Source organism: Micromonospora sp. NPDC002389 (assembly GCF_040296095.1).
In the GTDB taxonomy this organism is placed as follows: domain Bacteria; phylum Actinomycetota; class Actinomycetes; order Mycobacteriales; family Micromonosporaceae; genus Micromonospora.
Map to the genome: position 1 here is coordinate 255,650 of NZ_JBEOWP010000009.1, position 22,267 is coordinate 277,916.

The 22,267-nt window shown below is 70.9% G+C and carries 26 protein-coding genes; 10 read left to right on the forward strand and 16 right to left on the reverse strand.

Translation table 11 applies throughout. From position 1 onward, the window contains the following. Positions 1-94: 94 nt before the first annotated feature. On the reverse strand, positions 95-1,120 hold the full coding sequence (gene fbaA, locus ABT008_RS19420) for a class II fructose-bisphosphate aldolase (protein ID WP_350697607.1): 1,026 nt from the start codon (positions 1,118-1,120) through the stop codon (positions 95-97). 224 nt (positions 1,121-1,344) lie between these two features. Beyond that, entirely contained in the window at positions 1,345-1,728 is a 384-nt protein-coding gene (locus ABT008_RS19425; protein WP_350697608.1) for a phage holin family protein, read from the reverse strand. A 169-nt stretch (positions 1,729-1,897) separates the two neighbouring features. Between ABT008_RS19425 and ABT008_RS19430 the strand changes: the two genes are divergently transcribed. From ABT008_RS19430 to ABT008_RS19445, 4 genes are all read left to right on the forward strand, one after another. After that, the gene (locus ABT008_RS19430) at positions 1,898-2,110 is read left to right on the forward strand and encodes a hypothetical protein (RefSeq protein ID WP_350697609.1); all 213 of its coding nucleotides are present in this window, start codon (positions 1,898-1,900) and stop codon (positions 2,108-2,110) included. Positions 2,111-2,388: 278 nt separating this feature from the next. Then, positions 2,389-3,813: a 3' terminal RNA ribose 2'-O-methyltransferase Hen1 gene (locus ABT008_RS19435; RefSeq protein WP_350697682.1), complete on the forward strand. Its 1,425-nt coding sequence runs from the start codon at positions 2,389-2,391 to the stop codon at positions 3,811-3,813. Between the two features lie 76 nt (positions 3,814-3,889). Beyond that, complete coding sequence (locus ABT008_RS19440; RefSeq protein WP_350697610.1) at positions 3,890-6,415, forward strand: polynucleotide kinase-phosphatase; 2,526 nt, start codon at positions 3,890-3,892, stop codon at positions 6,413-6,415. Between the two features lie 96 nt (positions 6,416-6,511). Further along, positions 6,512-7,444, forward strand: a complete 933-nt coding sequence (locus ABT008_RS19445) for a DUF368 domain-containing protein (RefSeq protein ID WP_350697611.1) — start codon at positions 6,512-6,514, stop codon at positions 7,442-7,444. Between the two features lie 51 nt (positions 7,445-7,495). Here ABT008_RS19445 and ABT008_RS19450 read toward each other — a convergent pair whose 3' ends face one another. The 9 genes from ABT008_RS19450 to clpB form a co-directional block, all read right to left on the reverse strand. Further along, positions 7,496-7,873 carry an ArsR/SmtB family transcription factor gene (locus ABT008_RS19450; protein ID WP_007454255.1) on the reverse strand — a complete coding sequence of 126 codons (378 nt, stop codon included), beginning with the start codon at positions 7,871-7,873 and terminating at the stop codon, positions 7,496-7,498. A 57-nt stretch (positions 7,874-7,930) separates the two neighbouring features. Further along, entirely contained in the window at positions 7,931-8,461 is a 531-nt protein-coding gene (locus tag ABT008_RS19455; protein ID WP_350697612.1) for an orotate phosphoribosyltransferase, read from the reverse strand. Positions 8,462-8,630: 169 nt separating this feature from the next. Beyond that, entirely contained in the window at positions 8,631-9,440 is an 810-nt protein-coding gene (locus ABT008_RS19460; protein WP_350697683.1) for an SDR family NAD(P)-dependent oxidoreductase, read from the reverse strand. 8 nt (positions 9,441-9,448) lie between these two features. After that, positions 9,449-10,063, reverse strand: coding sequence for a hypothetical protein (locus tag ABT008_RS19465; RefSeq protein WP_350697613.1), 615 nt, complete (start codon positions 10,061-10,063; stop codon positions 9,449-9,451). A gap of 77 nt (positions 10,064-10,140) precedes the next feature. After that, on the reverse strand, positions 10,141-10,926 hold the full coding sequence (locus tag ABT008_RS19470) for a hypothetical protein (protein WP_350697614.1): 786 nt from the start codon (positions 10,924-10,926) through the stop codon (positions 10,141-10,143). A 160-nt stretch (positions 10,927-11,086) separates the two neighbouring features. Beyond that, positions 11,087-11,686, reverse strand: coding sequence for a DUF4178 domain-containing protein (locus ABT008_RS19475; protein WP_350697615.1), 600 nt, complete (start codon positions 11,684-11,686; stop codon positions 11,087-11,089). A gap of 71 nt (positions 11,687-11,757) precedes the next feature. Then, positions 11,758-12,912, reverse strand: coding sequence for a hypothetical protein (locus tag ABT008_RS19480; RefSeq protein WP_350697616.1), 1,155 nt, complete (start codon positions 12,910-12,912; stop codon positions 11,758-11,760). A gap of 69 nt (positions 12,913-12,981) precedes the next feature. After that, a complete protein-coding gene (locus ABT008_RS19485) occupies positions 12,982-13,362 on the reverse strand; it encodes a hypothetical protein (protein ID WP_350697617.1) in 381 nt (126 codons plus the stop codon). A 78-nt stretch (positions 13,363-13,440) separates the two neighbouring features. Continuing rightward, entirely contained in the window at positions 13,441-16,032 is a 2,592-nt protein-coding gene (gene clpB / locus ABT008_RS19490) for an ATP-dependent chaperone ClpB (protein ID WP_350697618.1), read from the reverse strand. Positions 16,033-16,198: 166 nt separating this feature from the next. Here clpB and ABT008_RS19495 point away from each other — a divergent pair, with 166 nt between their 5' ends. Further along, a complete protein-coding gene (locus ABT008_RS19495; RefSeq protein WP_350697619.1) occupies positions 16,199-16,498 on the forward strand; it encodes a Fic family protein in 300 nt (99 codons plus the stop codon). A gap of 58 nt (positions 16,499-16,556) precedes the next feature. Here the strand turns inward: ABT008_RS19495 and ABT008_RS19500 are convergent, their stop codons facing one another. Both ABT008_RS19500 and ABT008_RS19505 read right to left on the reverse strand, forming a co-directional pair. Then, positions 16,557-16,808, reverse strand: coding sequence for a hypothetical protein (locus ABT008_RS19500; RefSeq protein WP_350697620.1), 252 nt, complete (start codon positions 16,806-16,808; stop codon positions 16,557-16,559). Further along, positions 16,805-17,140, reverse strand: coding sequence for a DivIVA domain-containing protein (locus ABT008_RS19505; protein ID WP_350697621.1), 336 nt, complete (start codon positions 17,138-17,140; stop codon positions 16,805-16,807). The genes ABT008_RS19500 and ABT008_RS19505 overlap by 4 nt, the downstream gene beginning before the upstream one ends. 304 nt (positions 17,141-17,444) lie before the next feature. Here ABT008_RS19505 and ABT008_RS19510 point away from each other — a divergent pair, with 304 nt between their 5' ends. Further along, complete coding sequence (locus ABT008_RS19510) at positions 17,445-17,663, forward strand: winged helix-turn-helix domain-containing protein (RefSeq protein WP_350697622.1); 219 nt, start codon at positions 17,445-17,447, stop codon at positions 17,661-17,663. A gap of 53 nt (positions 17,664-17,716) precedes the next feature. Then, positions 17,717-17,941: a winged helix-turn-helix domain-containing protein gene (locus ABT008_RS19515; protein ID WP_350697623.1), complete on the forward strand. Its 225-nt coding sequence runs from the start codon at positions 17,717-17,719 to the stop codon at positions 17,939-17,941. Positions 17,942-17,965: 24 nt separating this feature from the next. On the opposite strand, the gene ABT008_RS19520 is transcribed toward ABT008_RS19515, so the two are convergent. After that, positions 17,966-19,087: a hypothetical protein gene (locus ABT008_RS19520; protein WP_350697624.1), complete on the reverse strand. Its 1,122-nt coding sequence runs from the start codon at positions 19,085-19,087 to the stop codon at positions 17,966-17,968. Positions 19,088-19,118: 31 nt separating this feature from the next. Between ABT008_RS19520 and ABT008_RS19525 the strand changes: the two genes are divergently transcribed. The 3 genes from ABT008_RS19525 (at position 19,119) to ABT008_RS19535 (ending at position 21,103) form a co-directional block, all read left to right on the forward strand. Continuing rightward, on the forward strand, positions 19,119-19,271 hold the full coding sequence (locus tag ABT008_RS19525) for a hypothetical protein (protein ID WP_350697625.1): 153 nt from the start codon (positions 19,119-19,121) through the stop codon (positions 19,269-19,271). 7 nt (positions 19,272-19,278) lie between these two features. Next, complete coding sequence (locus ABT008_RS19530) at positions 19,279-20,487, forward strand: cation:proton antiporter (protein WP_350697626.1); 1,209 nt, start codon at positions 19,279-19,281, stop codon at positions 20,485-20,487. Between the two features lie 187 nt (positions 20,488-20,674). After that, on the forward strand, positions 20,675-21,103 hold the full coding sequence (locus ABT008_RS19535) for a hypothetical protein (protein ID WP_350697627.1): 429 nt from the start codon (positions 20,675-20,677) through the stop codon (positions 21,101-21,103). A 246-nt stretch (positions 21,104-21,349) separates the two neighbouring features. On the opposite strand, the gene ABT008_RS19540 is transcribed toward ABT008_RS19535, so the two are convergent. Both ABT008_RS19540 and ABT008_RS19545 read right to left on the reverse strand, forming a co-directional pair. Then, positions 21,350-21,622 (reverse strand): hypothetical protein, encoded by a 273-nt coding sequence (locus ABT008_RS19540; protein ID WP_350697628.1) that lies wholly within the window; start codon positions 21,620-21,622, stop codon positions 21,350-21,352. 181 nt (positions 21,623-21,803) lie between these two features. Next, the gene (locus ABT008_RS19545; RefSeq protein ID WP_350697629.1) at positions 21,804-22,241 is read right to left on the reverse strand and encodes a heat shock protein transcriptional repressor HspR; all 438 of its coding nucleotides are present in this window, start codon (positions 22,239-22,241) and stop codon (positions 21,804-21,806) included. Positions 22,242-22,267 lie beyond the last annotated feature (26 nt).

Here is a 22,267-nt window from a genome sequence, read left to right on the forward strand (position 1 = left end):
GTAGGGGTCCCCTCCTTACACGCGAAGCCCAGAAACACGACGGCGGCCGGCTCCGTGGGAGGAACCGGCCGCCGTCGGCGGCGACGTCAGGACGTCACTTGGTCATCGTGGTGCCGGTCGAGCGCAGGTGCTCGCAGGCCTCCGCGACCCGGGCGGCCATGCCGGCCTCGGCGGCCTTGCCCCACACCCGGGGGTCGTACAGCTTCTTGTTGCCGACCTCGCCGTCGACCTTGAGTACGCCGTCGTAGTTGCGGAACATGTGGTCCGCCACCGGACGGGAGAAGGTGTACTGGGTGTCGGTGTCGATGTTCATCTTCACCACGCCGTAGTCCAGCGACTCGCGGATCTCGGAGAGCAGCGATCCGGATCCACCGTGGAAGACCAGGCTGAGCGGCTTGTCCTTGCCGTACTTGGCACCGACGGCGTCCTGGATCTGCTTCAGCACCTCGGGCCGCAGCTTGACGTTGCCCGGCTTGTAGACACCGTGCACGTTGCCGAAGGTCAGGGCGGCCATGTAGCGGCCCTTCTCACCCAGGCCGAGCGCCTCGACCATGGCGAGACCGTCCTCGACCGTGGTGTAGAGCTTGTCGTTGATCGCGTTCTCGACGCCGTCCTCTTCACCGCCGACGACGCCGACCTCGATCTCCAGGACGATCTTGCCCTTGGCGGCCTCGGCGAGAAGCTGCTCGGCGATCTCCAGGTTCTCCGCGACCGGCACGGCCGAGCCGTCCCACATGTGCGACTGGAAGAGCGGCTCCTGGCCGTTCTTGACCCGCTCCTGCGAGATGGCCATGAGCGGCCGGACGAACTTGTCCAGCTTGTCCTTCGGGCAGTGGTCGGTGTGCAGCGCGATGTTGACCGGGTACTTCTTGGCCACCTCGTGCGCGTACGCGGCGAACGCCACCGCGCCGGTGACCATGTCCTTCACCGACGGGCCGGAGAGGTACTCGGCGCCACCGGTGGAGACCTGGATGATGCCGTCGCTCTCCGCGTCGGCGAAGCCCTTGAGCGCCGCGTTGAGCGTCTGCGACGACGTCACGTTGATCGCCGGGTACGCGTACCGGCCGGCCTTGGCGCGGTCCAGCATCTCGGCGTAAGCCTCGGGGGAAGCGATGGGCATGTCGAACGCTCCTTACTTGCCGCTGACGGCCGTGCGGCCGCCGCTCTTCTTGCGCCGGCCGATCGGCCGCCTGTCGACGGTCGGCCGGGCAGCCGCGCGAAACTCCGTTGGCGGTCGGCCGGATGGCCGCCTGATCTCCATTGGTGCGCCGGACCGCGCTGTCCTACGCGGGAAGTATCCCGTAGCTGGACCGGCCCGGCACAACCGGCCCGGTGCCGGGCGACTCACCGACGGTCCGCGCGGTCCGGCACCACGACACTGATCAGCCAGGTGGCCACCGCCATCACGATGGCTCCCCAGAAGGCGGGCCAGAAGCCGTCCACGTGGAACGGCAGGCGGAGGGTGCCGGCGATCCAGTCCGTCAGCAGGAACAACAGCGCGTTGACCACCAGCGCGAACAGGCCCAGGGTCAACAGATAGAAGACGCAGCCCACCACCTTGATCAACGGCTTGAGCACCGCGTTGACCACGCCGAAGATCAGCGCCACGATCAGCAGGGTGAACACGGTGTCGTAGCCGGTCCGCCCGGTCACCTCGACCCCGGGCACGATCAGAGTGGTGATCCACAGCGCGACGGCGGTCGTCACCAGCCGGATGAGGAAGCCCACGGGACCATCCTGGCACCGGGGCGAGCCGCCGGTGGGGCGATTCGCCCGACTGGGCCGCACCTCCGGCGTACCCTTCGCCCCGCCGGGTGGCGTGCCGGTTCCCAGCGCGACACCGGCACAGCCCGTACCGTGGAGCGGGTACCGTCCACCGACATCCCGGAGGCACCGAATGGGCCAGCCCGGCGAGGACTTCGCCCCCGGCGACCACCTCAGCGCTGACGAACGCGACCTGGAGGCCGAGCCGGCCGACGCGGTCGAGCAGGCCACGGTGGTCAACCCCGCAGAGGTCGAGGACGAACCGCACCGCGGCCTGGAGGTCGACGACTGGGACGCCATGGAGCAGGCCCGGGTAGTAGCCCCCGACGAAGACGACTACCGCTGACCCTCCCGCACCTCCCCTCCCCCGAGACTTCCCGCTGAGCAGCAGCCCACCCTGCAAGCTCCCACCGAGCAGCAGCCCGCCTGCAAGCTCCCACTGAGCAGCACGCCCCCCTCTCGTCCTCCGACGGCGCGTGCGCACGTCAGGTTTCCGGGGAGCCCCACCTGCGCAGGGATCAAGCCTGACCGCCCGGAGCGGGTGGGGCTCCCCGGAAACCCCCACCGCAACCACCCCCAAAAACCAAACAGCGCAAGATCGACGAACCTGGCACGATGAACCGCGTGCTGCTCACCCTGACCACCACGCACCACCCCGCGACCGACCTGGGGCACCTGCTGGTCAAGCACCCCGACCGGACGCACGCCTTCGACGTGCCCGTCGGCACCGCGCACGTCTTCTATCCCGAGGCCGACGAGCGGCGCTGCACCGCCGCGCTGCTGCTCGACGTCGACCCGGCGAAGCTGGCCGCGCAGGGTCGGGGTCGGGGTCGGCACTCGGCCACCGCGCCGGAGACCTTCACCCTCGGGCGGTACGTCAACGACCGGCAGTACGCCGCGTCCAGCCTGCTCGCCTCGGCGCTGTCGCGGGTGTTCCGGTCGGCGCTGCGCGGCGAGTCGCGGGACCGCCCGGAGTTGGCGGGTACGGCCATCCCGCTGGAGGTACGGGTGCCGGTGCTGCGCTGCCGGGGCGGTGCCGACGTGGCCGTACGCCTCTTCTCTCCACTCGGGTGGGCCGTCACCGCGACCGCCGTCCCGCTCGACGAGGAGTTCCCGGAGTGGGGCGACAGCCGGTACGTCGATCTGACCCTCACCGGCACGCTGCGGGTGGCCGACGCGCTCAACCACCTGTACGTCCTGCTGCCCGTGCTGGACGACGCGAAGCACTACTGGGTGGCCCCGGACGAGGTCGACAAGCTGCTGCGGGCGGGTGCGGGCTGGCTCGGTGAGCACCCGGAGCGGGCGCTGATCGTCCGCCGCTATCTGGCGCACCAGCGGGCGCTGGCCGGTGCGGCGTTGGAGCGGCTGGCCGCCCTGCGGCCCGCCGACGAGCCGGCGGTGGAGGACGACGCGGATGACGTGTCTGCCCACCGGGCCGGAAACCGGGCGTCGTTGGCCGCGCGACGCCGGACGGCGGTGCACGCGGCGCTGGTGGAGTCCGGGGCGCATCGGGTGCTGGACCTGGGCTGCGGCGGCGGCGCGTTGCTGGCCACGCTGATCGGGGACCGCCGGTTCACCGAGATCGTCGGCACCGACGTCTCCGCCCAGGCGCTCGCGTCGGCCGTCCGGCGGCTGCGGCTGGACCGGCTGCCGGAGCGTCAGCGTGACCGGGTGGCGTTGCGGCAGTCCGCGTTGACCTACCGGGACGACCGGCTGCGCGGGTACGACGCGGCGGTGCTGATGGAGGTGGTCGAGCACGTCGATCCGCCTCGGTTGCCGGCGCTGGAGGACAGCGTGTTCGGGTACGCCCGACCGGCGACGGTCGTGGTGACCACGCCGAACGTCGAGCACAACGTGCGGTACGAGGGGTTGCCGCCGGGTGCCTTCCGGCATCCCGACCACCGCTTCGAGTGGTCCCGCGCCGAGTTCGCCGACTGGGTACGCCGGATCTGCGCGACGTACGGCTACACGGCTGCCTCGTCCGGTGTCGGCGACGACGACCCGGAGGTGGGCGCACCCACTCAACTCGCCGTGTTCACCCGGATCTGACTGTTAATAAGGGGCCCTTGCTCTACCGGAGGCGTTAATAAGGTGCCCTTCCTTACTCCAATGAGCAGGAGTGGTGATGAGCGTCCTGGACATTCCCGAGCTGGCCCTGGTGGCGCTCGTCGGAGTCTCGGGCTCCGGCAAGTCGACGTTCGCCGGTCGGCACTTCGCGCCCAGCCAGGTGCTCTCCTCCGACGCGTTCCGGGCGATGGTCGCCGACGACGAGAACGACCAGTCGGCCTCCGCCGACGCCTTCGACGCGCTGCACTACGTGGCCGCCAAGCGACTGCGCGCCGGCCGGCTCACCGTGGTCGACGCCACCAACCTTCAGCCGCACGCCCGGGCCGCCCTGGTCCGGGTCGCCCGGGAACACGACGTGCTGCCGGTCGCGATCGTGCTCGACGTGCCGGAGGCGCTGGCCTGGGAGCGTACCGAGGCGCGCAGCGACCGCACCTTCGGTCGGCAGGTGCTCGCCCGGATGTCCCGCGACCTGCGTCGCGGCTACGGCCAGTTGGCCCGGGAGGGCTTCCGCAAGGTGCACGTCCTGCGCGGGACCGACGAGATCGACCGCGCCGAGATCCGGTACGAGCGGATGTTCAACGACCGGCGCGAGCTGACCGGGCCGTTCGACATCGTCGGTGACGTGCACGGCTGTCGGGCCGAACTGGAGACGCTGCTGCTCCGGCTGGGCTGGCGACTGCACCACGACGAGGCGGGCCGCGCGGTGGACGCGACCCACCCGTCGGGGCGTACCGCCGTGTTCGTCGGTGACCTGGTGGACCGCGGCCCGGACTCGCCCGGGGTACTCCGTCTGGTGATGGGGATGGTCGCGGCCGGGCACGCGCTCTGCGTACCCGGCAACCACGAGCAGAAGCTGCTGCGCAAGCTGCGCGGGCGCAACGTGAAGGTGGCGCACGGCCTGGCCGAGACGCTGGACCAGTTGGCGGCCGAGCCGGCCGAGTTCACCGCCGAGGTGGCCACCTTCGTCGACGGGCTGGTCAGCCACTACCTGCTCGACGGCGGCCGGCTGGTGGTCGCGCACGCCGGGCTCAAGGAGGAGTACCAGGGCCGGGCCTCCGGCCGGGTACGCGCCTTCGCGCTGTACGGCGAGACGACCGGCGAGACCGACGAGTACGGCCTGCCGGTGCGCTACCCGTGGGCCCGCGAGTACCGGGGTGCGGCCACCGTCGTCTACGGCCACACCCCCACGCCCGAGCCGGAGTGGATCAACAACACCATCTGCATCGACACCGGGTGCGTCTTCGGAGGGCGGCTGACCGCGCTGCGCTACCCGGAGCGCGAGCTGGTCTCGGTGCCGGCAGAACGCGAGTGGTACGCCCCGGTGCGCCCGCTCGTCGCCGCCCCGTCCCGCCCGGACGCGGTGCTGGAGCTGACCGACGTGACCGGGCGGCGGCACGTGGAGCACACGTACGGCTCGTTGACGGTGCCGGCGGAGAACGCCGCGGCCGCGTTGGAGGTGATGAGCCGCTTCGCGGTCGACCCGCGCTGGCTGGCCTGGTTGCCGCCGACCATGGCACCGTGCTCGACGTCCCGCGTCGACGGCTACCTGGAACACCCGACGGAGGCGTTCGCCGACTACCGGGCGGCCGGGGTGGACCGGGTGGTCTGCGAGGAGAAGCACATGGGCTCCCGCGCGGTGGTGCTGGTCTGCCGGGAGCCGGACGGCGGCCCGTTCGGGCCGGGCGGCGGGATCGTCCACACCCGCACCGGACGGCCGTTCTTCGGCGGTCCGCTGGACACCGAACTGCTCGACCGGGTCCGCGCAGCGGTGACCGCCGCCGGGCTGTGGGCGGAGTTGGAGACCGACTGGCTGTTGCTCGACTGTGAGCTGCTGCCCTGGTCGGCCAAGGCCGGTGGCCTGATCCGGGAGCAGTACGCCGGGGTGGGTGCCGCCGGCCGGGCCGCCCTGCCGGCGACACTGGCCGCGGTGGACGCCGCCGCCGCGCGTGGGCTGGACGTGACCGCGCTGCGCGACCGGACCGCCCGTCGCCTGGACGACGTGCTCGCCTACACGTCCGCCTACCGGGCGTACGTGGGGCCGACCGACGGACTGCGCGGGGTGACGCTGGCCCCGTTCGCGGTGCTGGCCGGTGGTTCTGCCGGGTACGCCGACCGCGACCACGGCTGGCACCTGGCCCAGGCCGACCGACTCTGCGCGGCGGACCCGGAGTTCTTCACCCCGACCCGACGCCAGGTGGTCGACCTCGGCGACGCGGACGCGGTGCAGGCCGCGACCCGCTGGTGGCTGGAGCTGACCGAGGCCGGTGGCGAGGGCATGGTGGTCAAGCCGTACGCCGGTCCGGCGGCCCGCAGCGAGCGGGGCTCGCTGCTCCAGCCGGGCATCAAGTGCCGGGGACGGGAGTACCTGCGGATCATCTACGGTCCCGGCTACACCGAGCCGGCGGAGTTGGCCGCGCTGCGCAAGCGGTCCCTGGGACGCAAACGCGGGATGGCGCTGCGGGAGCACGGGCTCGGACTGGCCGCGTTGGACGCGTTGGTCGACGGCGCTCCGCTGTGGCGTCGGCACGAGTTGGTGTTCGCGATCCTGGCGTGCGAGTCCGAGCCGGTGGACCCCCGCCTCTGACGCCACCAGGGCGCCGCTCGCGGCCCCGGTAACCTGGGCGGCCGTGGCGGGCGCCACCCAGGCGACCGGGCGAGCGAGGCAGGAGACCGATTCTTAATGGCATTGGGCGAACGGGTAGGCCATGTCCTGCGCGGTGGGGCCATCGGCGTGGCGGAGGCCGTGCCGGGGGTCAGCGGTGGCACCATCGCGCTGGTCACCGGGGTGTACGAACGGCTGATCGTGTCCGCCGGCCACGTGGTGAACGCCGTCCGGTACGCAGCGTCGGACGTACCTCGGGGGCGTGGCTGGACGCGGGCGGGACACCAGATGCGGCAGGCCCACTGGGACGTGGTGATCCCGTTGATGATCGGGATGGTGCCCGGCCTGCTGCTCGCCGCGAAGCTGCTGGAGCCGTTACTGACCGGCTACCCCGAACACACCCGTGGCCTCTTCCTCGGCCTGGTGCTCGCCTCGGTGCTGGTGCCGGTCTCGATGGTCGGCAAGCCGTGGCGGCGGCGCGAGGTGGTCGGCCTGGTGATCGCCGCGGCGGCCGCGTTCGCGCTCACCGGCCTGCCACAGGCCACCCTCGAACCACGCCCGATGATCCTGCTGATCGCGGCGGCGGTGGCGGTCTGCGCGCTGGTGATGCCCGGCGTCTCCGGATCGTTCCTGCTGCTGACCGTCGGTCTCTACGAACCGACCATCGCCGCCCTCAACGACCGAGACTGGGGCTACCTCGCGATCTTCGCCACCGGCATGGTCATCGGCCTGTCGCTCTTCGTCAAGCTGCTCCAGTGGCTGCTGGACAAGCATCGCCGGATGACTCTGGCGGTGATGTCCGGCGCGCTAATCGGCAGCCTGCGCTCGCTGTGGCCATGGCAGTCCGAGGACCGGACCCTGCAGGCGCCCGGCGACGGCATCCTGGCCATCACCGCGCTGTTCCTGCTGGGCTTCGCCGTGGTCCTGGCCATGGTGATCGCCGAGCGGCGCCGGGTGAACCGGGCCGCCCAGGCGCTCACCGAGGCGTACGAGCCGACGCAGGTGCGCTGACGTCCACCGCTTGGTGGCTGCCCGGCTGGGCGGCCACCAAGCGGTTTCGGTTCAGCGAGCCTTCTTGGTGGCCCGCTTCCGCGGCGGAGTCAGCAGGTCGGCGATCGTCGCGATCGCGCTCGGGACCAGCCGGTAGTAGGCCCACACACCGCGCTTCTCCCGCTCCAGCAAGCCGGCCTCGGTGAGGATACGCAGGTGGTGGCTGACGGTCGGCTGGGAGAGTCCGAGCGGTGCGGTCAAGTCGCACACGCACGCCTCACCCTCGGGCGCCGACTGGATCAGGCTGAGCAGCCGCAGCCGGGCGGGGTCGGCAAGGGCCTTGAGGACCCCTGCCAGCCGCTCGGCGTCGGCGCGTTCGATCGGCTCGCCGGCAAGCGGCGAGATCTGAGGCATAGTCATTTCGGCCAACGCAGTTCCCACGTATTCCATCCTTCCACCAGCAGCATCGATCCGGCTGCATATCAGCAGATCCGAATCGGCAGACTTTTACGCCACAAGGCCGAGGTCAGCCAACGTATAGGCCGCCCGATAGGGCAGTCCGGCGGCTCGCACCGCGTCGCCGGCGCCACGATCAACGATAACCGCCACCCCCACCACGTCGGCCCCGGCCTCGCGAAGGGCCTCGACGGCGGTCATCACACTTCCGCCGGTGGTGGAGGTGTCCTCCACCGCCAGCACCCGACGTCCGGACACGTCGGGACCTTCGATTCGGCGTTGCAACCCGTGCGCCTTGCCCGCTTTCCGCACCACGAACGCGTCCAACGGACGGCCGGTCGCGTGCAGCATCGACATGGCGATCGGGTCGGCGCCCAATGTCAGGCCACCGACTGCGTCGTACGACCAGTCGGCGGTCAACTCTCGCATCACCCGACCGACCAAAGGGGCCGCCCGGTTATGGAGCGTGATGCGACGCAGATCGACGTACCAGTCGGCCTCCTGCCCGGAGGAGAGCACTACCCGACCGTGGACCACAGCCAGGTCGGAGATGAATTTACGCAGGTCGTCGTGGTCCCCCATGGCGATAGAGGGTACTGCGCAAGTCTGTGTGCCGGGTGGACGGGCCACCCGGGGCAACCCTTCCGGGGGACAGATGAGTGGCGATGTCCGACTACGCTACGTCGATCGGCGGTTCGGATCGGGTGATGTCGCGCTCGCCGCCGCCGTACCGGTCGACGACGTGCGGCGGTCAACCGCGATCGCGGCCGATGCGCCCACGGGTGTCCCGGGCGACCCGGTCCAGCAATCCGCGTGGGGCGTGCCGCAGACCGGCTACGGCAAGTTTGTATTTCCACGATGGAACGCTGACCAACTTGCCTTTTCGCAGGTCACGCAAGGCTTCCGCGACCACGTCGGGCGCGCTGAGCCACAACCACTCGGGAGTTTTCGACATGTCGATGCCGGCTCGCTGGTGGAATTCGGTCCGCGTGTAGCCGGGACAGAGCGCCATCACGCGTACGCCGAAGGGGCGGGCGGACTGGCCGACGGACTCGCTGAAGTTCGTGACCCACGCCTTGCTGGCGGAGTACGTCGATCCCGGCATGATCGCACCGAAACCAGCGACGGAAGAGACATTAATCACTGCCCCATCCCGTCGTTCGGTCATCGTACGCAGCGCAGCGAGTGTCAATCGCATCACCGCGTGCACGTTGAGCCGGAGCAGTCGGGTCTCGTCCTCAAGGCTCGACCTGAGGAACGGCTTGTTCAGACTGATCCCCGCGTTGTTGACCAGAAGCCCCACCGGCGGGGCGGCGGCGAGCCGTCGCTCCACCTCGGCACAGCCGTCGTCGGTGGACAGGTCGGCCGGCACGGTCTCGGTCTCGACGCCGTACCGGCCGGTCAGCTCGGCGGCCTGCGCGGCGAGTCGCTCAGCGTCCCGGGCGACCAGCACCAGGTGCCATCCGTCGGAAGCGAGCCGATCGGCGAAGGCCGCCCCGATCCCCGCCGTCGCCCCGGTGACCAACGCCCACCGCTTGCTGCTCGACTGGTCGGGCGTCACTGGTCTGCTCACCTCGGCGGGTACGGGTACGACGGTGGCTGGGGGTGGTGCGGGGGCACCGGGCGGCGACGGAACCAGGCGTGGGCGGACGGCATCGCCAGCAGTACGGCTACCACAAGGTAACCGAGCACCTGCGCGACCGAAAGAGTCGTGGTGATCGGAATCCACCACGACGGGTAGGCGTCCGCCACCAGGGCGACGAGTTCGGCGGCGGCCTGGTCGTCGCCGAAGTCCAGGGGGGTGGCGCGTTGGACCAGGAGGGTTCCGATGCCGCAGCAACCGAGGAGCATCCCGAGCCCGGCGACCACCCAGGTGGAGACCCGGGCGGCGGGCCGACCGCCGATCAGGCCCACCGCGAGACCGGCGAGGAGCAGAGCCGCGAGCACGCTCAGCACGGCGGCCCCGACCACCACCCCCCGCAGCAGGGTCACCATCGCGTCGACCTGGGCGGAGTCGGCCGACGTACCCACGGCCGCCGCGCGGAACCGGGACCCGGTGCCGCCGACGATGCTCAGGCCGGCCACGGCGTACCCGAGCGCACCCACCGCCATCACCGCCAGCACCACCACGGCCGTCACGACCACGGCCGGCCGACGCGGCGGCGCCTGTTCGGGGTACGACACGACAAGTCCCTCCGGTAGGTGTTCGGGTTGCAACCTACTCGGAGGGACCGTCGCAGTCGTGCCTAACTCACCGGCGGTCAGTTCGGCCGGTCGGTCGGCGGCTGATCGCCGGGGTGTCCCGGACCGCCGGCCTGCGGAGGCTGCGCACCAGGGCCACCGGCGGGCGGCTGACCGGGAGTGGGCGGGTAGCCCGGCTCGGCCGACTGCGGCGAGGCACCCGGGTAGCCGGGCGCCTGCGGGTAACCGGGCTGGCTCGGGTAGTTGCCGCCGGGCATCGGGGGCTCCCACTGCTGGGTCGGCTTGCGGAAGAACTCGTTCGCCTTCGGCAGCGCCAGCAGGATCAGCGCGGCCAGCAGCGCGAGCAGGCTGATCACACCGAGCAGGAGACTGACCGGGGTGACCCAGCCGGGCAGCGCCTCCTCCAGCCGGCGCTGGACCTCGTCAGCGCTCGGCATGTCGCCGGTGGTTTCGCCACCGGGCATGCTCATGCCGCCGGCCAGCCCACTGAGCAGGCTGAAACCGGTGCAGCAGAGCATGATGCCGCCGACGACCCAGGTGGCGATCCGGGCACCGTTCTTTCCGCGCAGGTTCAGCAGGCCGAGGCCGAACAACGCGAGCGCCACGACGAGCAGGAAGATGGCGGTGGCGACGCCGAAGACGACGGCGACGTCGGCGAGGTTCTCCGCTCCTTCGACACTCGTGCCGCGGTACGCCTCGTCCATCACGTCACGGACCGTGCCGATCGTGGCCAGCGTGACGACCACACTGATCAGTTGGCAGATCGCGAAGAGCAACAGCAAGTAGGTGGATATCGTCACCACACCCGGCCGCTGCCGGACCGGGGTGTTCTGCGGGTCGACCATCTTTCTCCCTCCGTGGAACGCGACTCACCGTATCGGCTGCTGGCCAACCCGGCACGGCACGACGCCGTCTGGGCGGGCGCGTCGGCTCAGGAGCGGTGTACCCAGATCCGTCCTCGGTGATGTCGTCGTAGGTCGCTGTCGAGCTGAACCGGATCTGCTCTCACGAGCCGCGCCCCTGCGGGTACACGGTCACGTCGCCCGGATCCAACCGGTGGCCGAGGGCGACCTCCCAGCCCGACTCGCCGTACGCCTCGAAGGTGAGCCGCGCTCCGCCCGGTGCCCGATAGTCGTGGTAGCGCACGGTCCCGCTCGGGGCGAGTCCGGTCACACCGGTCGCGGTGTACCGGGCCTGGCCGGACTCGTGCCAGACGTACCGTCGCCCGGCGGCGTCGACCGCCGGGGCTCCGACGGTCCGCACCCTCCCCGGCTGGGGTTCCCAGAGCACCAGCTCGAACTCCGGGTTCTCGGCCACCGACAGCCGGTACCGCCCGCTGTCGTCGTCGAGCAGGTGCTCGGCCCAGCTCCACTCGCCCTCGACCAACCGGATCGATCCGCGCACCGCGTACGACAGGTCACCGATCTCGACGATGTCGCCGACCCCGATGCGACGCGGATCGGTCCTCGGCCCGCTGGTGGCACGCCGGCCGGGCTCGGCCGTCGGCCGACGCCGGCCCCGCCGCCGGGCCACGACCGCGACGACGGCCAGCGCGGCCAGCAGACACCCGAGCGCGATCACCAGGTACGCCGTCACGTCGTCCACCCGTCACCTCCCCAGGTACGTCGGTGACGACGGTAGCCGTGACCGGCGCGGGTGGAGTCGTCGCCGGCCGACTATCGCCCGTTCCCGCCCGAATCCGGAGCCGATCGGTCGCCCCGGTCACCGTCGCCCGGGTCAGCGGCGCCCGGGTCAGCGGCCGAGGGTGCGGCCTGCTCACCCGACGGCGCAGGTTGTCCGTCCGACAACGCGGCCTGCTCGCCTGCCGGTGCGGACTGACCGGGCTGACCGGGCTGACCGGGCGGCGACGGGTAGCCCGGCGGGACCGGATGGCCAGTGGGCACGGGATAGCCCGGCGGGACCGGATAGCCCGGAGGCACGGGAAAGCCGGGAGGCACGGGAAAGCCCGGGGGCACCGGATAGCCGGGGGGCACGACGTAGCCGGTCGGGACGGGACCGCCGAACGGCGCGGGCTGGCCGGGCGGGACCGGGAAGCCGGGCGGCATCGGATAACCAGGTGCGGGATAGCCGGGTACGGGATAGCCGGGTGCGGGATAGGGCGTCGGGAGAGGGTAGGTGGCGAGGTAGGCGTTCGGGATGTCGCCTCCGGCGGTCAGTGGCACGGCCGCCTCGGGCTTCGGCACGAACCAACGGTTGGCCGGCGGAATCGCCAACAGCAGCACGACCACCACGGTGAGGGCCAGCACCGTCAGCACACCGAGACCGGCCAGCGGGAAGAACACCATCTCGAAGGTGCGCGGCTCGCCGTACAGCACCTCGAAGAACTCCGACTCCTGCCAGAACTCGTCGTCCGGCGGTGGGGCCTCCCCGACATCGACCGCCCCGCTGGCGGCGAACGCGATGAACGGGACGAAGAAGAAGCCGGCGCACGCCTGGAAGAAGCAGAGCAGCAGCTCGGCACCGCTGGCCGCGAAGACCATGACCCGGGCGACGTTGCTGCCCCGGCGGACGCCGACTGCGGTCAGCGCCATCCAGAGCCCCAGGGCCAGGGCGGGGATGCCGAAGACCAGCGACATGGTCACGCTGCTGACCCGCTCGGCGCGTACCTCGTCGGGGTCGGCGTTCGGCACCTGGCGTGCCGCCCGGTCGATCGCGGCGTCCCACTGGAACGCCTCGACGACGATCAGCGCGACGAGTCCGAAGAGGATCAGCGCGATGGTGAGCTGCAACCAGAAGGCCGCGGTGACGGTCCCGGGGCGGGGCGGGCGAGGCGGAGGTACGGCGGCCGGATCTTCGGCGGTCGCAGTCATGGCACGGAGCGTAGGAGGACCGGACAAGATTCGGCAGCACCGATCGGACGGAGCCGACCGGCCGTCAGATCATGAATCGTCGAGTCGTCGGGCGGCGTACTCGCCGACCGTGGTGCGGTCCAGCACGCAACCGACGGCGGTGTCCACCTCCGCCGGGTCGGAACGCAGCCTGGTCCAGGCCGTCCGGCCGGCCGCCGGGTCGAGCTGTTCCAGCAGCGTGGCGGCGTACACCCGGGCCGCCGGGGAGCCGGTGGTGAGCAGGCGGTCGAGCTGCCCGCGTACCTCGTCGGGGTGATCCGCCGCGATCGCCGCGACGCGCTGGTAGGCCTCGGTCTCCGGCAGCGTCGCGCCCGCGATCCCGACCCCGCCGAACGCGACGCGGTCGGCGGCGGCGAGCGCCGTGACGGCAGCGGTCAGCTCCGGGTCCTTCTTGCGCCCGATCCCGAACATGTCTCCATCCTCACCCGGCCGGCCCGCCGCCGCCCGCTGAGACGGGGCGGCGGCGGGGTCCGGCGTCGTGGGTACGGGTCAGGCGGCGCTCACCGACAGGCCGTCCTTGGCGTCGGCGAGCTCCACCCGCACCGTGTCGCCGTCGCGGATCTGGCCGGCGAGCAGCGCCTTTGCTAGCTGGTCGCCGATCGCCGACTGGACCAGTCGACGCAGCGGCCGGGCACCGTAGATCGGGTCGTACCCGTGCTCGGCGAGCCAGCTCCGCGCGGCGTCGGTGACGTCCAGCGAGAGCCGACGGTCGGCCAGTCGCTTGCGCAGGCGGGCCAACTGGATGTCCACGATGGAGCGCAGGTCGTCGCCCTGGAGCGCGGCGAAGACCACGATGTCATCGAGCCGGTTGAGGAACTCCGGCTTGAAGTGCGACCGGACCACCGCGAGGACGCCCTCCCGGCGCTGCTCCTCGGCGAGGGTCAGATCGCTGATCACCGCCGAACCGAGGTTCGAGGTGAGGATCAGGATCGCGTTGCGGAAGTCGACGGTACGACCCTGGCCGTCGGTGAGCCGACCGTCGTCGAGCACCTGGAGCAGGATGTCGAAGACGTCCGGGTGGGCCTTCTCCACCTCGTCGAGCAGGATCACCGAGTACGGCCGGCGGCGCACCGCCTCGGTGAGCTGGCCGCCCTCCTCGTAGCCGACGTAGCCGGGCGGAGCGCCGACCAGACGGGCCACCGAGTGCTTCTCGCCGTACTCGCTCATGTCGATGCGGACCATCGCCCGCTCGTCGTCGAAGAGGAACTCGGCGAGCGCCTTGGCCAGCTCGGTCTTGCCCACACCCGTCGGGCCGAGGAAGAGGAAGCTGCCGGTCGGGCGGTCCGGGTCGGCGACACCGGCACGGGCCCGGCGTACCGCGTCGGAGACCGCGCCGACCGCCTCGGCCTGGCCGACGACGCGCTCGCGCAGCGAATCCTCCATCCGGAGCAGCTTGGCGGTCTCCCCCTCCAGCAGTCGACCGGCGGGGATGCCGGTCCAGGAGGCGACGACCGCGGCGATGTCGTCCGCGCCGACCTCCTCCTTGAGCATCGCGCCTGCGGACTGCAACCGGGCGAGTTCCTCCTCGGCCTTCGTCAGCTCGGCCTGAAGGGAAGGGATGCGCCCGTAACGCAGCTCGGCGGCGCGTTCCAGCTCGCCGTCACGCTCGGCCCGCTCGGCTTCGCCACCCAACCGCTCCAACTCCTCCTTGGCGGTGGAGAGCTTGGTGATGTGACTCTTCTCCAGGTGCCACCGCTCGGAGAGCGCGGTGAGCTGCTCGCGCTTGTCGGCCAGCTCCTTGCGCAGCCGTTCCAGGCGCTCGGCGGAGGCGGCGTCCGGCTCCTTGGCCAGCGCCATCTCCTCGATCTCCAGCCGGCGGACCGCCCGCTCGATCTCGTCCACCTCGACCGGCCGGGAGTCGATCTCCATCCGGAGCCGGGACGCGGACTCGTCGACCAGGTCGATCGCCTTGTCCGGCAGGAAGCGGTCGGTGATGTACCGGTCGGAGAGCGCGGCGGCGGCGACCAGGGCGGCGTCGGTGATGCGTACACCGTGGTGGACCTCGTAGCGCTCCTTGAGCCCACGCAGGATGCCGATGGTGTCCTCGACGGTGGGCTCACCGACCAGCACCGGCTGGAAGCGCCGCTCCAGGGCCGGGTCCTTCTCGATGTGCTCGCGGTACTCGTCCAGCGTGGTCGCGCCGACCATGCGCAGCTCGCCCCGGGCCAGCATCGGCTTGAGCATGTTGCCGGCGTCCATCGAGCCCTCGCCCTTGCCCGCGCCGACCACCGTGTGCAGCTCGTCGAGGAACGTGATGACCTGCCCGTCGGAGTTCTTGATCTCCTCCAGGACGGACTTGAGGCGCTCCTCGAACTGGCCCCGGTACTGCGCACCGGCGACCATCGCGCCGAGGTCGAGCGAGACGAGCTTCTTGTCGCGCAGCGACTCGGGTACGTCACCGGCGACGATCCGCTGGGCCAGGCCCTCGACGATGGCGGTCTTGCCGACACCGGGCTCGCCGATCAGCACCGGGTTGTTCTTGGTACGCCGGGACAGCACCTGGATCACCCGACGGATCTCGGAGTCCCGCCCGATCACCGGGTCGATCTTGCCGTCCCGCGCGCTGGCGGTCAGGTCGACGCCGTACTTGGCCAGCGCCTGGTAGGTCTGCTCCGGGTCGGCGGTGGTGACCCGACGGTCGCCGCCGCGCACCGTCGGGAACGCCGCGACCAGCGTCTCCTCGGTCGCACCGGCGGACTTGAGCGCACCGGAGACGGCACCGCCGACGCGGGCCAGCCCGGCCAGCAGATGCTCGGTGGAGGTGTACTCGTCGCCGAGCGGCCGGGCGATCTGCTCGGCGGCCCCGATGGCGTTGACGAACTCGCGGGCCAGGGTGGGCTCCGCGATGCTGGACCCTCGCGCGGCGGGCAGCGCGTCGACCGCTCGCTGGGCGGCCCGGCGCAGCTCGGCGGGGTCGGCCCCGACGGCGCGCAGCAGACCGGCAGCGGTCGAACCCTCGGTGTCCAGCAGCGACAGCAGCAGGTGCCACGGCTCCACGGTGGCGTGCCCGCGCTGGTTGGCCAGGGCGACGGCACCGGTGATGGTCTCGCGGCTCTTGGTGGTGAGGCGTTCGGTGTTCATGGGCTCCCCTGGATCGGTGTGTCCACTGGTACCGACAGAACCAGAGTTGAGCCTATTCCGCTCAACCCTGAGGGTGTGACATCCGCCACTCCACCCCATTCGCGAGCCCTGCGGAACTACCCAAAGAAACTACTAATCTGCATATCGGGTCAGAACTTTATGTAGTTTGCCGGGCCTCCTCAGCCAGTTGGCCGACCGGGCACGTGTCGCCAGCATCACCGCCTCGTCCGCCATCGAGGGTGTCGTGGTCCCCGACGGCGCACGGGCCGACCGCATCCTCGCCGGCCGTGTCACCAACCTCCGCACTCGCAGCGAGCAGGAACTCGCCGGCTACCGGGACGCCCAGGACTACCTGTTCCAACGGTCGTGGCAGCCACTGAACTCGGGACTTCTGCTGCACCTGCACAGGCTGCTGTTCGCGCACACCCCCGCAGAGGAAGGCCAGTTCAAACGCCTGGCGTCCTGAACCTCCGCCGCTGGTCAACGCGCGTGCCGGGCCCTGTCGAGCTGAACCGTCTGTGCTGTCAACGCGGCAGTCGGGTCGTGCAGGGGCTCCGATGGTCCGTGTGCAGGACGCAGCGCCGCCCACCATCGAGCGGACGGTCGCAGAAGACCCAGTGCCGGACGTGCTGCTCGTCCTCGGCGGAGACGGTGATGCCGCCCAGTTCGATCGGCGCGACGAATCGCAGTGCGCGCCCGGCCACCCGGGCGAGGATTCTGGCACGGTTCAGGTCGGCGGCGGCGACCGGCAAGTGGATCACAAACCGCCCGGTCACGACAGGTGCTTCGCACGAGCCAACTGCGACTGCCAGTCGCGCAGCGCCAGCCGGAACCGATCGGCCTCGCCCCGGCTGTCGGCCAGCGCCGCGTACAGCGCATCCAGGTCGTTCGCGACCCGGTCGAGGAACGCGGCGACCTCGGCCGGGTCCGCACCGTGTCGGCGCATCGTGAAGGTGCGGGTTCGCACCTGCCCCGACCGCAACGGAAGGTACGCGTCCGAGCGGTGGGTACCGCCCCTCGGTCGACTCGTCGGTACTCCGACGCCGACCCGATGCGTCGGCGGACGTCCGGCTCGGCGGCGCAGGAACGGTCGCAGCAGCATCAGCATGTGAACCCGCCTCTCCACGGCACCCGAGATTTGGATGGGCGGCCCGGCCCGGCACCGTCGATCGACCGGACCGCCCCGCCCCACCACCGCAGCCCGGTTCGGCAGTACGACAGCAGGGCCCGCGAGTAGGCCGAGGCGGGCCACGGGGATACCCGCCTCGGCCAGATGAGCGCCCCAGTGCCATCCGGAAGCGTTCACAGGGAACCTGCAATTGGTACCAGTTGTAGGTCAACGACCAACCTCCGATTGCTTGAGATTGGTGGTCCCCGCGTGATCGAATGGGCATGCCATCCGGGGAGTGTGTATGCCCAAGCAGCAGTACCAGGTGCTCGCAGACGAACTGCGGAGCAAGATCGAATCAGGTGAGTGGCCGCCCGGCACGAAGCTGCCGAGCAGAGCCCAGCTCTGCAAGGAGTACGGTGTCTCGGACACCGTGGTCGGCAAGGCCATGATGATCCTGCGCGCGACTGGACTCACCGAGACGCTGGAGGGTGTCGGCGTGTTCGTAGCCGGCAAACAGTAGGTCCTGGGGCGGGATGCCCTTGGAGGGATCGGTGCCTACCAGGAGTTGTTGCCATGCCCCGAGTTTCCGATCGCCAGCGCATCGCACAGGACATCCGAGACAAGATCCGCTCTGGGGACTATTCGCCCGGAGCCAAGTTGCCGTCCCTGCGCGAGATGACCGCGCACTACGGGGTCTCGGCAGAACCAGTGCGGTCCGCCCTCTTGATTTTGCAGGCCGAGGGCCTGATCGAAGGTCACCAGGGCAAGGGCACGTACGTCCGAAAGCCATCCGAGTAGGACCCGAGCGTTTCCTGAAGCGGGTCACTCCGTCTCGATGGTCACCGCAGTCCAGACCTGGTCGCCGATGAAACCCGTGCCGAGCAGGACGCCCTCGGGCCCTCTGGCGAAGGCCGTGCCGTCGGGCAGCATCCGCAGGTGATGTTCGTCGGTCAGCGGCCAGGGCAGATCGACGTACTGGCCGCCGACCAACGCGCCCGCACCTCGCGGACTGAGCACCGCCACGACTCCGGGGGCCAGCGGGACGGCCTGCCCCGTCTCCGGGTGCCCCTTGTCAGCCACCTTCTCCCAGGCGGCACCGTACTGCCGCCATACCGCCGGAAACCCGATGCGATCGGGACGCTCGCCGACCAGCCACAGCTCACTCTGTACGCGCACCACTCGGAGCACACCCACCGCGCCGTCGAACTCCACCGGGGTCGGCCGCCAACTCCGTCCCTCGTCGAGGGAGATCGCCGCGTACGGTCGGCCGTCGTCGGCTCCGGCTGCCACCACCGGACCACGGTGCTCCCCGTCCGGACCCGAGATCTGCCAGTCGCTTTCCACTACCGACTGCACCACGGGCAGCTTCGGCTGGGCACGTAGTGGGCGGAGGGTGCGCCCCGTCCAGCGGCCCACCTTTCCCGAGCTCTCGTCGCGCTGGAAGCGGCCCTGGGCCGCCTGCCACTCCCGGGGCGGAGCCTCGCCCGGAGTGTGCCGGAAGGTGTCCCCGCGATCGGTGGACGTCCACCACCCCACCTGCGGTGCGTACAGGGCCAGGATCCCTTCGGCGGTGTAGAGCTGCTGGACGTCGCCGTCCCGCTGCTGGGTGGTGTCCGACTGCGGGTGGCGCAGTTGCTGCCAGGACCGGCCGCCGTCGCGGGTCGACCAGAGCAGCGCCGGGCAGTCCCGACCGGGCGTCTGGTCGTCGCACGAGGCGAAGAGGGCGTATCCGTTCTCGGCGTTCACGAACTCGATGAACGGCTGGGCGTACCGCTGCGGAACGGCCAGGCGAGTGGTGCGAGTCTCCGCGACGGGCGCCGGAACGGCGGTGACCTGCGAGGGTTCGGGGGCCGGGGCGCTGCGCCGGATGTCCCCGATCGAGCATCCCGCCAGCAGCGTGAACAGCGGGAGAACCGCCAGGCAACGAGTTCGTCGGGCGGTCATGCGGCCTCCGTCGCGAGAGTAGCCTGAGCCCGTGCGAGCACGCGTCGAGCAGACCGCTCAACCGAGCACCGGCGTACGCCACGACATGATGACGGAATTCGGCCGCCCGCTGGGGGCACCCTCCCGCCGCTGGGACGTCCTCGGCGCGTCCCGGTCGTCCGCCGTGCGCTCACCGGTCGGCTGAGCCTCGGATGCACGACTTCACCAACCTGCTCATCCAGGTCGGCGCGTTGCTGTTCCTGCTCGGGCTGCTCGGCCGGCTCGGCCGGCGGATCGGGCTCTCGCCGATTCCGCTGTACCTGCTGGCCGGTCTGGTCCTCGGCCACGGCGGCGTGCTGGAGCTGCACGCCAGCGAGGACTTCTTCGCGATCGGCGCGGAGATCGGCGTAATCCTGCTGCTGCTGATGCTCGGCCTGGAGTACTCGGCCGACGAGCTGGTCGGCAACCTGCGGTCGGCCGCACCGGCAGGGGTGCTCGACGCGGTGCTCAACGCGCTGCCGGGTGCGGCGTTCGCGCTGCTGCTCGGCTGGGGCTGGGTGGCCGCGGTGGTGCTCGGCGGGATCACCTGGATCTCGTCCTCCGGGGTGATCGCCAAGATCCTGTCGGACCTGGGTCGGCTCGGTAACCGGGAGACGCCGGTGGTCCTGTCGGTGCTGGTGGTCGAGGACCTCGCGATGGCGTTCTACCTGCCATTGGTGACCGCGCTGCTGGCCGGGGTCGGGCTGGTCAAGGGTGGGGTCGCACTCGGCGTCGCGGTGCTGACGGTGGTCGTCGTGCTGGTGGTGGCGCTCCGCTACGGCGATCTCGTCTCCCGGGCCATGTCCGCCGACCACCCCGAGTCGCTGCTGCTGGGTGTGCTCGGCCTGACCCTGCTGGTCGCCGGGGTCGCCGCGAAGCTCCAGGTGTCGGCGGCGGTCGGTGCCTTCCTGGTCGGCATCGCACTCTCCGGGCCGGTGGCCCACCACGCCACCGAGCTGCTGACGCCGTTGCGCGACCTGTTCGCCGCCGTCTTCTTCGTATTCTTCGGGCTCGCCACCGACCCTCGGCACATTCCGCCGGTGCTGCTGCCCGCAGTACTGCTCGCCCTGGTCACCATCGCCACCAAGACGCTGACCGGCTACCTGGCCGCGAGGCGGGTCGGCGTCACCGAGCCGGGACGCTGGCGGGCCGGGTTGACCCTGGTGCCCCGAGGGGAGTTCTCCATCGTCATCGCCGGCCTCGCGGTGAGCGCCGGCACCGTGTCGCCGAAACTGGCCGCCCTGGCCGCCACGTACGTATTGATCACGGTGGTGACCGGGCCGGTGCTGGCCCGACTGCCCGACGCCGCCGGGTTCAAGCGCTGGTCGCGGCGGCGGGCGGCGATGCAGCAAGCCGGAGCGGCAACGCCGGATCGACCATGACCGGTAACGACCTACTGACTGAAAGTGATCGCAGGTCGTCCGGGCCACCCCGGCCAGGCAACCGATGCCGAATTGCTTTCCGTAGGGGCTACCCGTACTCACGGGTACCGCGTTACCGTTTCGCCCCAGCAGCCGGGGTTCGCGGGGGGCGGACGCCCCGGCGCCGACGCGAGCGGAAGGTTGGCCGGTGAGCGTGCAGGAATCAACGTTCCACGGCTTCGCCAACCCCGTCGACCCGAGTCCGGCGGAGTTGCGATCGTGGGCGTACCAGCCCGACTCGGTGCCGTTGACGTCCATGCCACCCGACTGGGACCTGCTGGTCTCCGGCGACCGGCTGGTGATGACGCTGTTCGACCTGGCGATGGACGCGCACTGCCCGGCCCGCCGGTTCGCGCTGCACTGCCTCTACATCTATGCCGCCGACGGGATCCGGACGAACTTCCGGGCACACCCGAAGCGACGCTTCCGCAAGCTGGTCGACCAGGCCGAGCGCAACGGCGACGAGATGATGCGCACTTGGGCGCACAACAGCCGGGTCCTGCTGTCGCGGCCGGAGCTGTTCGTGTATCGCGAGTGGTGTGAAGGTGGGTTGGTTCGCGAGGGTCGGCGGCTTTAGTGGTTGCTGTGGGGGGTGTGGCCCTACCGTGCCCGGCTCCGGGCGGTCAGGCTTGATCCCTGCGCCGGGCACGGTAGGGCCACACCCGGCGAGCGGAGAGACTGCCGCCGACACCCGCTGGGGGTGGACGTCTGTTGGGCGAGACCTTGGCGTGCCTGGGCAGCCGGGGGCGTGACTTGGGGGGTGTCGACGGGCCGGGAACCCCCGTGGCTCCCGGCCCGTACGTCTGTGGCCCCTCTTCGGTCTTCAGCGGGGTGGGCCGCCGTGTTCTCGGCGGTGCTGGTCGGTCCGTACCCGGCCGGCGCCGTGACCGGCTCGGCCCTGGCCTGGACCGGCGGACCGGCTGCCCGACTGGGTAGGGCCGGTGGATCGGCCGCCCTGGCCGCTGAACCGACCGCTGCGGACCTGGTCGGCGAACCGCCCCTTGGTGATCCGGTCGAAACGCCGTTGGACGTTCTCGGCCAACCTGTCGAATCGGCGTTCCGCCTGTTCGGCCACCTTCTTCGCCGCGTCCGTCATGGCTCCCCCCGCCAGCACCCAAGTCCGAATTGAGTTATTTGGGCCTGATTTTCAGGGTAACGGAGCCAGGTTGGGGACGGGGTGGATTCGGCCGGGTCCTGGCCGCGAACACGATCCCGCCCCGGCGCAGACACGATTCGGCCCCGGCGCGGTTGTCACCGCACCGGGGCCGGATCGATCGTCAGCGGCCGGGGCTGCGTCGGGGACGCCAGACCACCAGGGCCGTGGAGGTCTGGTTGGTCGGCACCAGGTCACGACCCGGGAAGCGGGCCAGCGACTCCAGCTCGGCGATCCGGCGGTACGCGGCCTCCAGCTCGGCCTCCAGGTGGGCGACCCGCTGCTGTGCCTGCTCGAACAGCCGCTCCAAGCCGATGATCCGCTTGATCCCGGCCAGGTTGACGCCGTCGTCCTGGCTGAGCCGCTGCACCTCGCGCAGCAGGACCACGTCCCGCACGCTGTAGCGGCGACCGCCACCGGCCGCCCGGCCGGCCTGCACCAGGCCCAGCCGGTCGTACTGTCGCAACGTCTGCGGGTGCATCCCCGCCATCCGCGCCGCGACCGAGATCATCAGCACCTTGGCCTCGTAGGTGGGGTCATCCGAACCGACGAACCCGTCCATCCCGTTCACCTCCGCACCGCTTCACC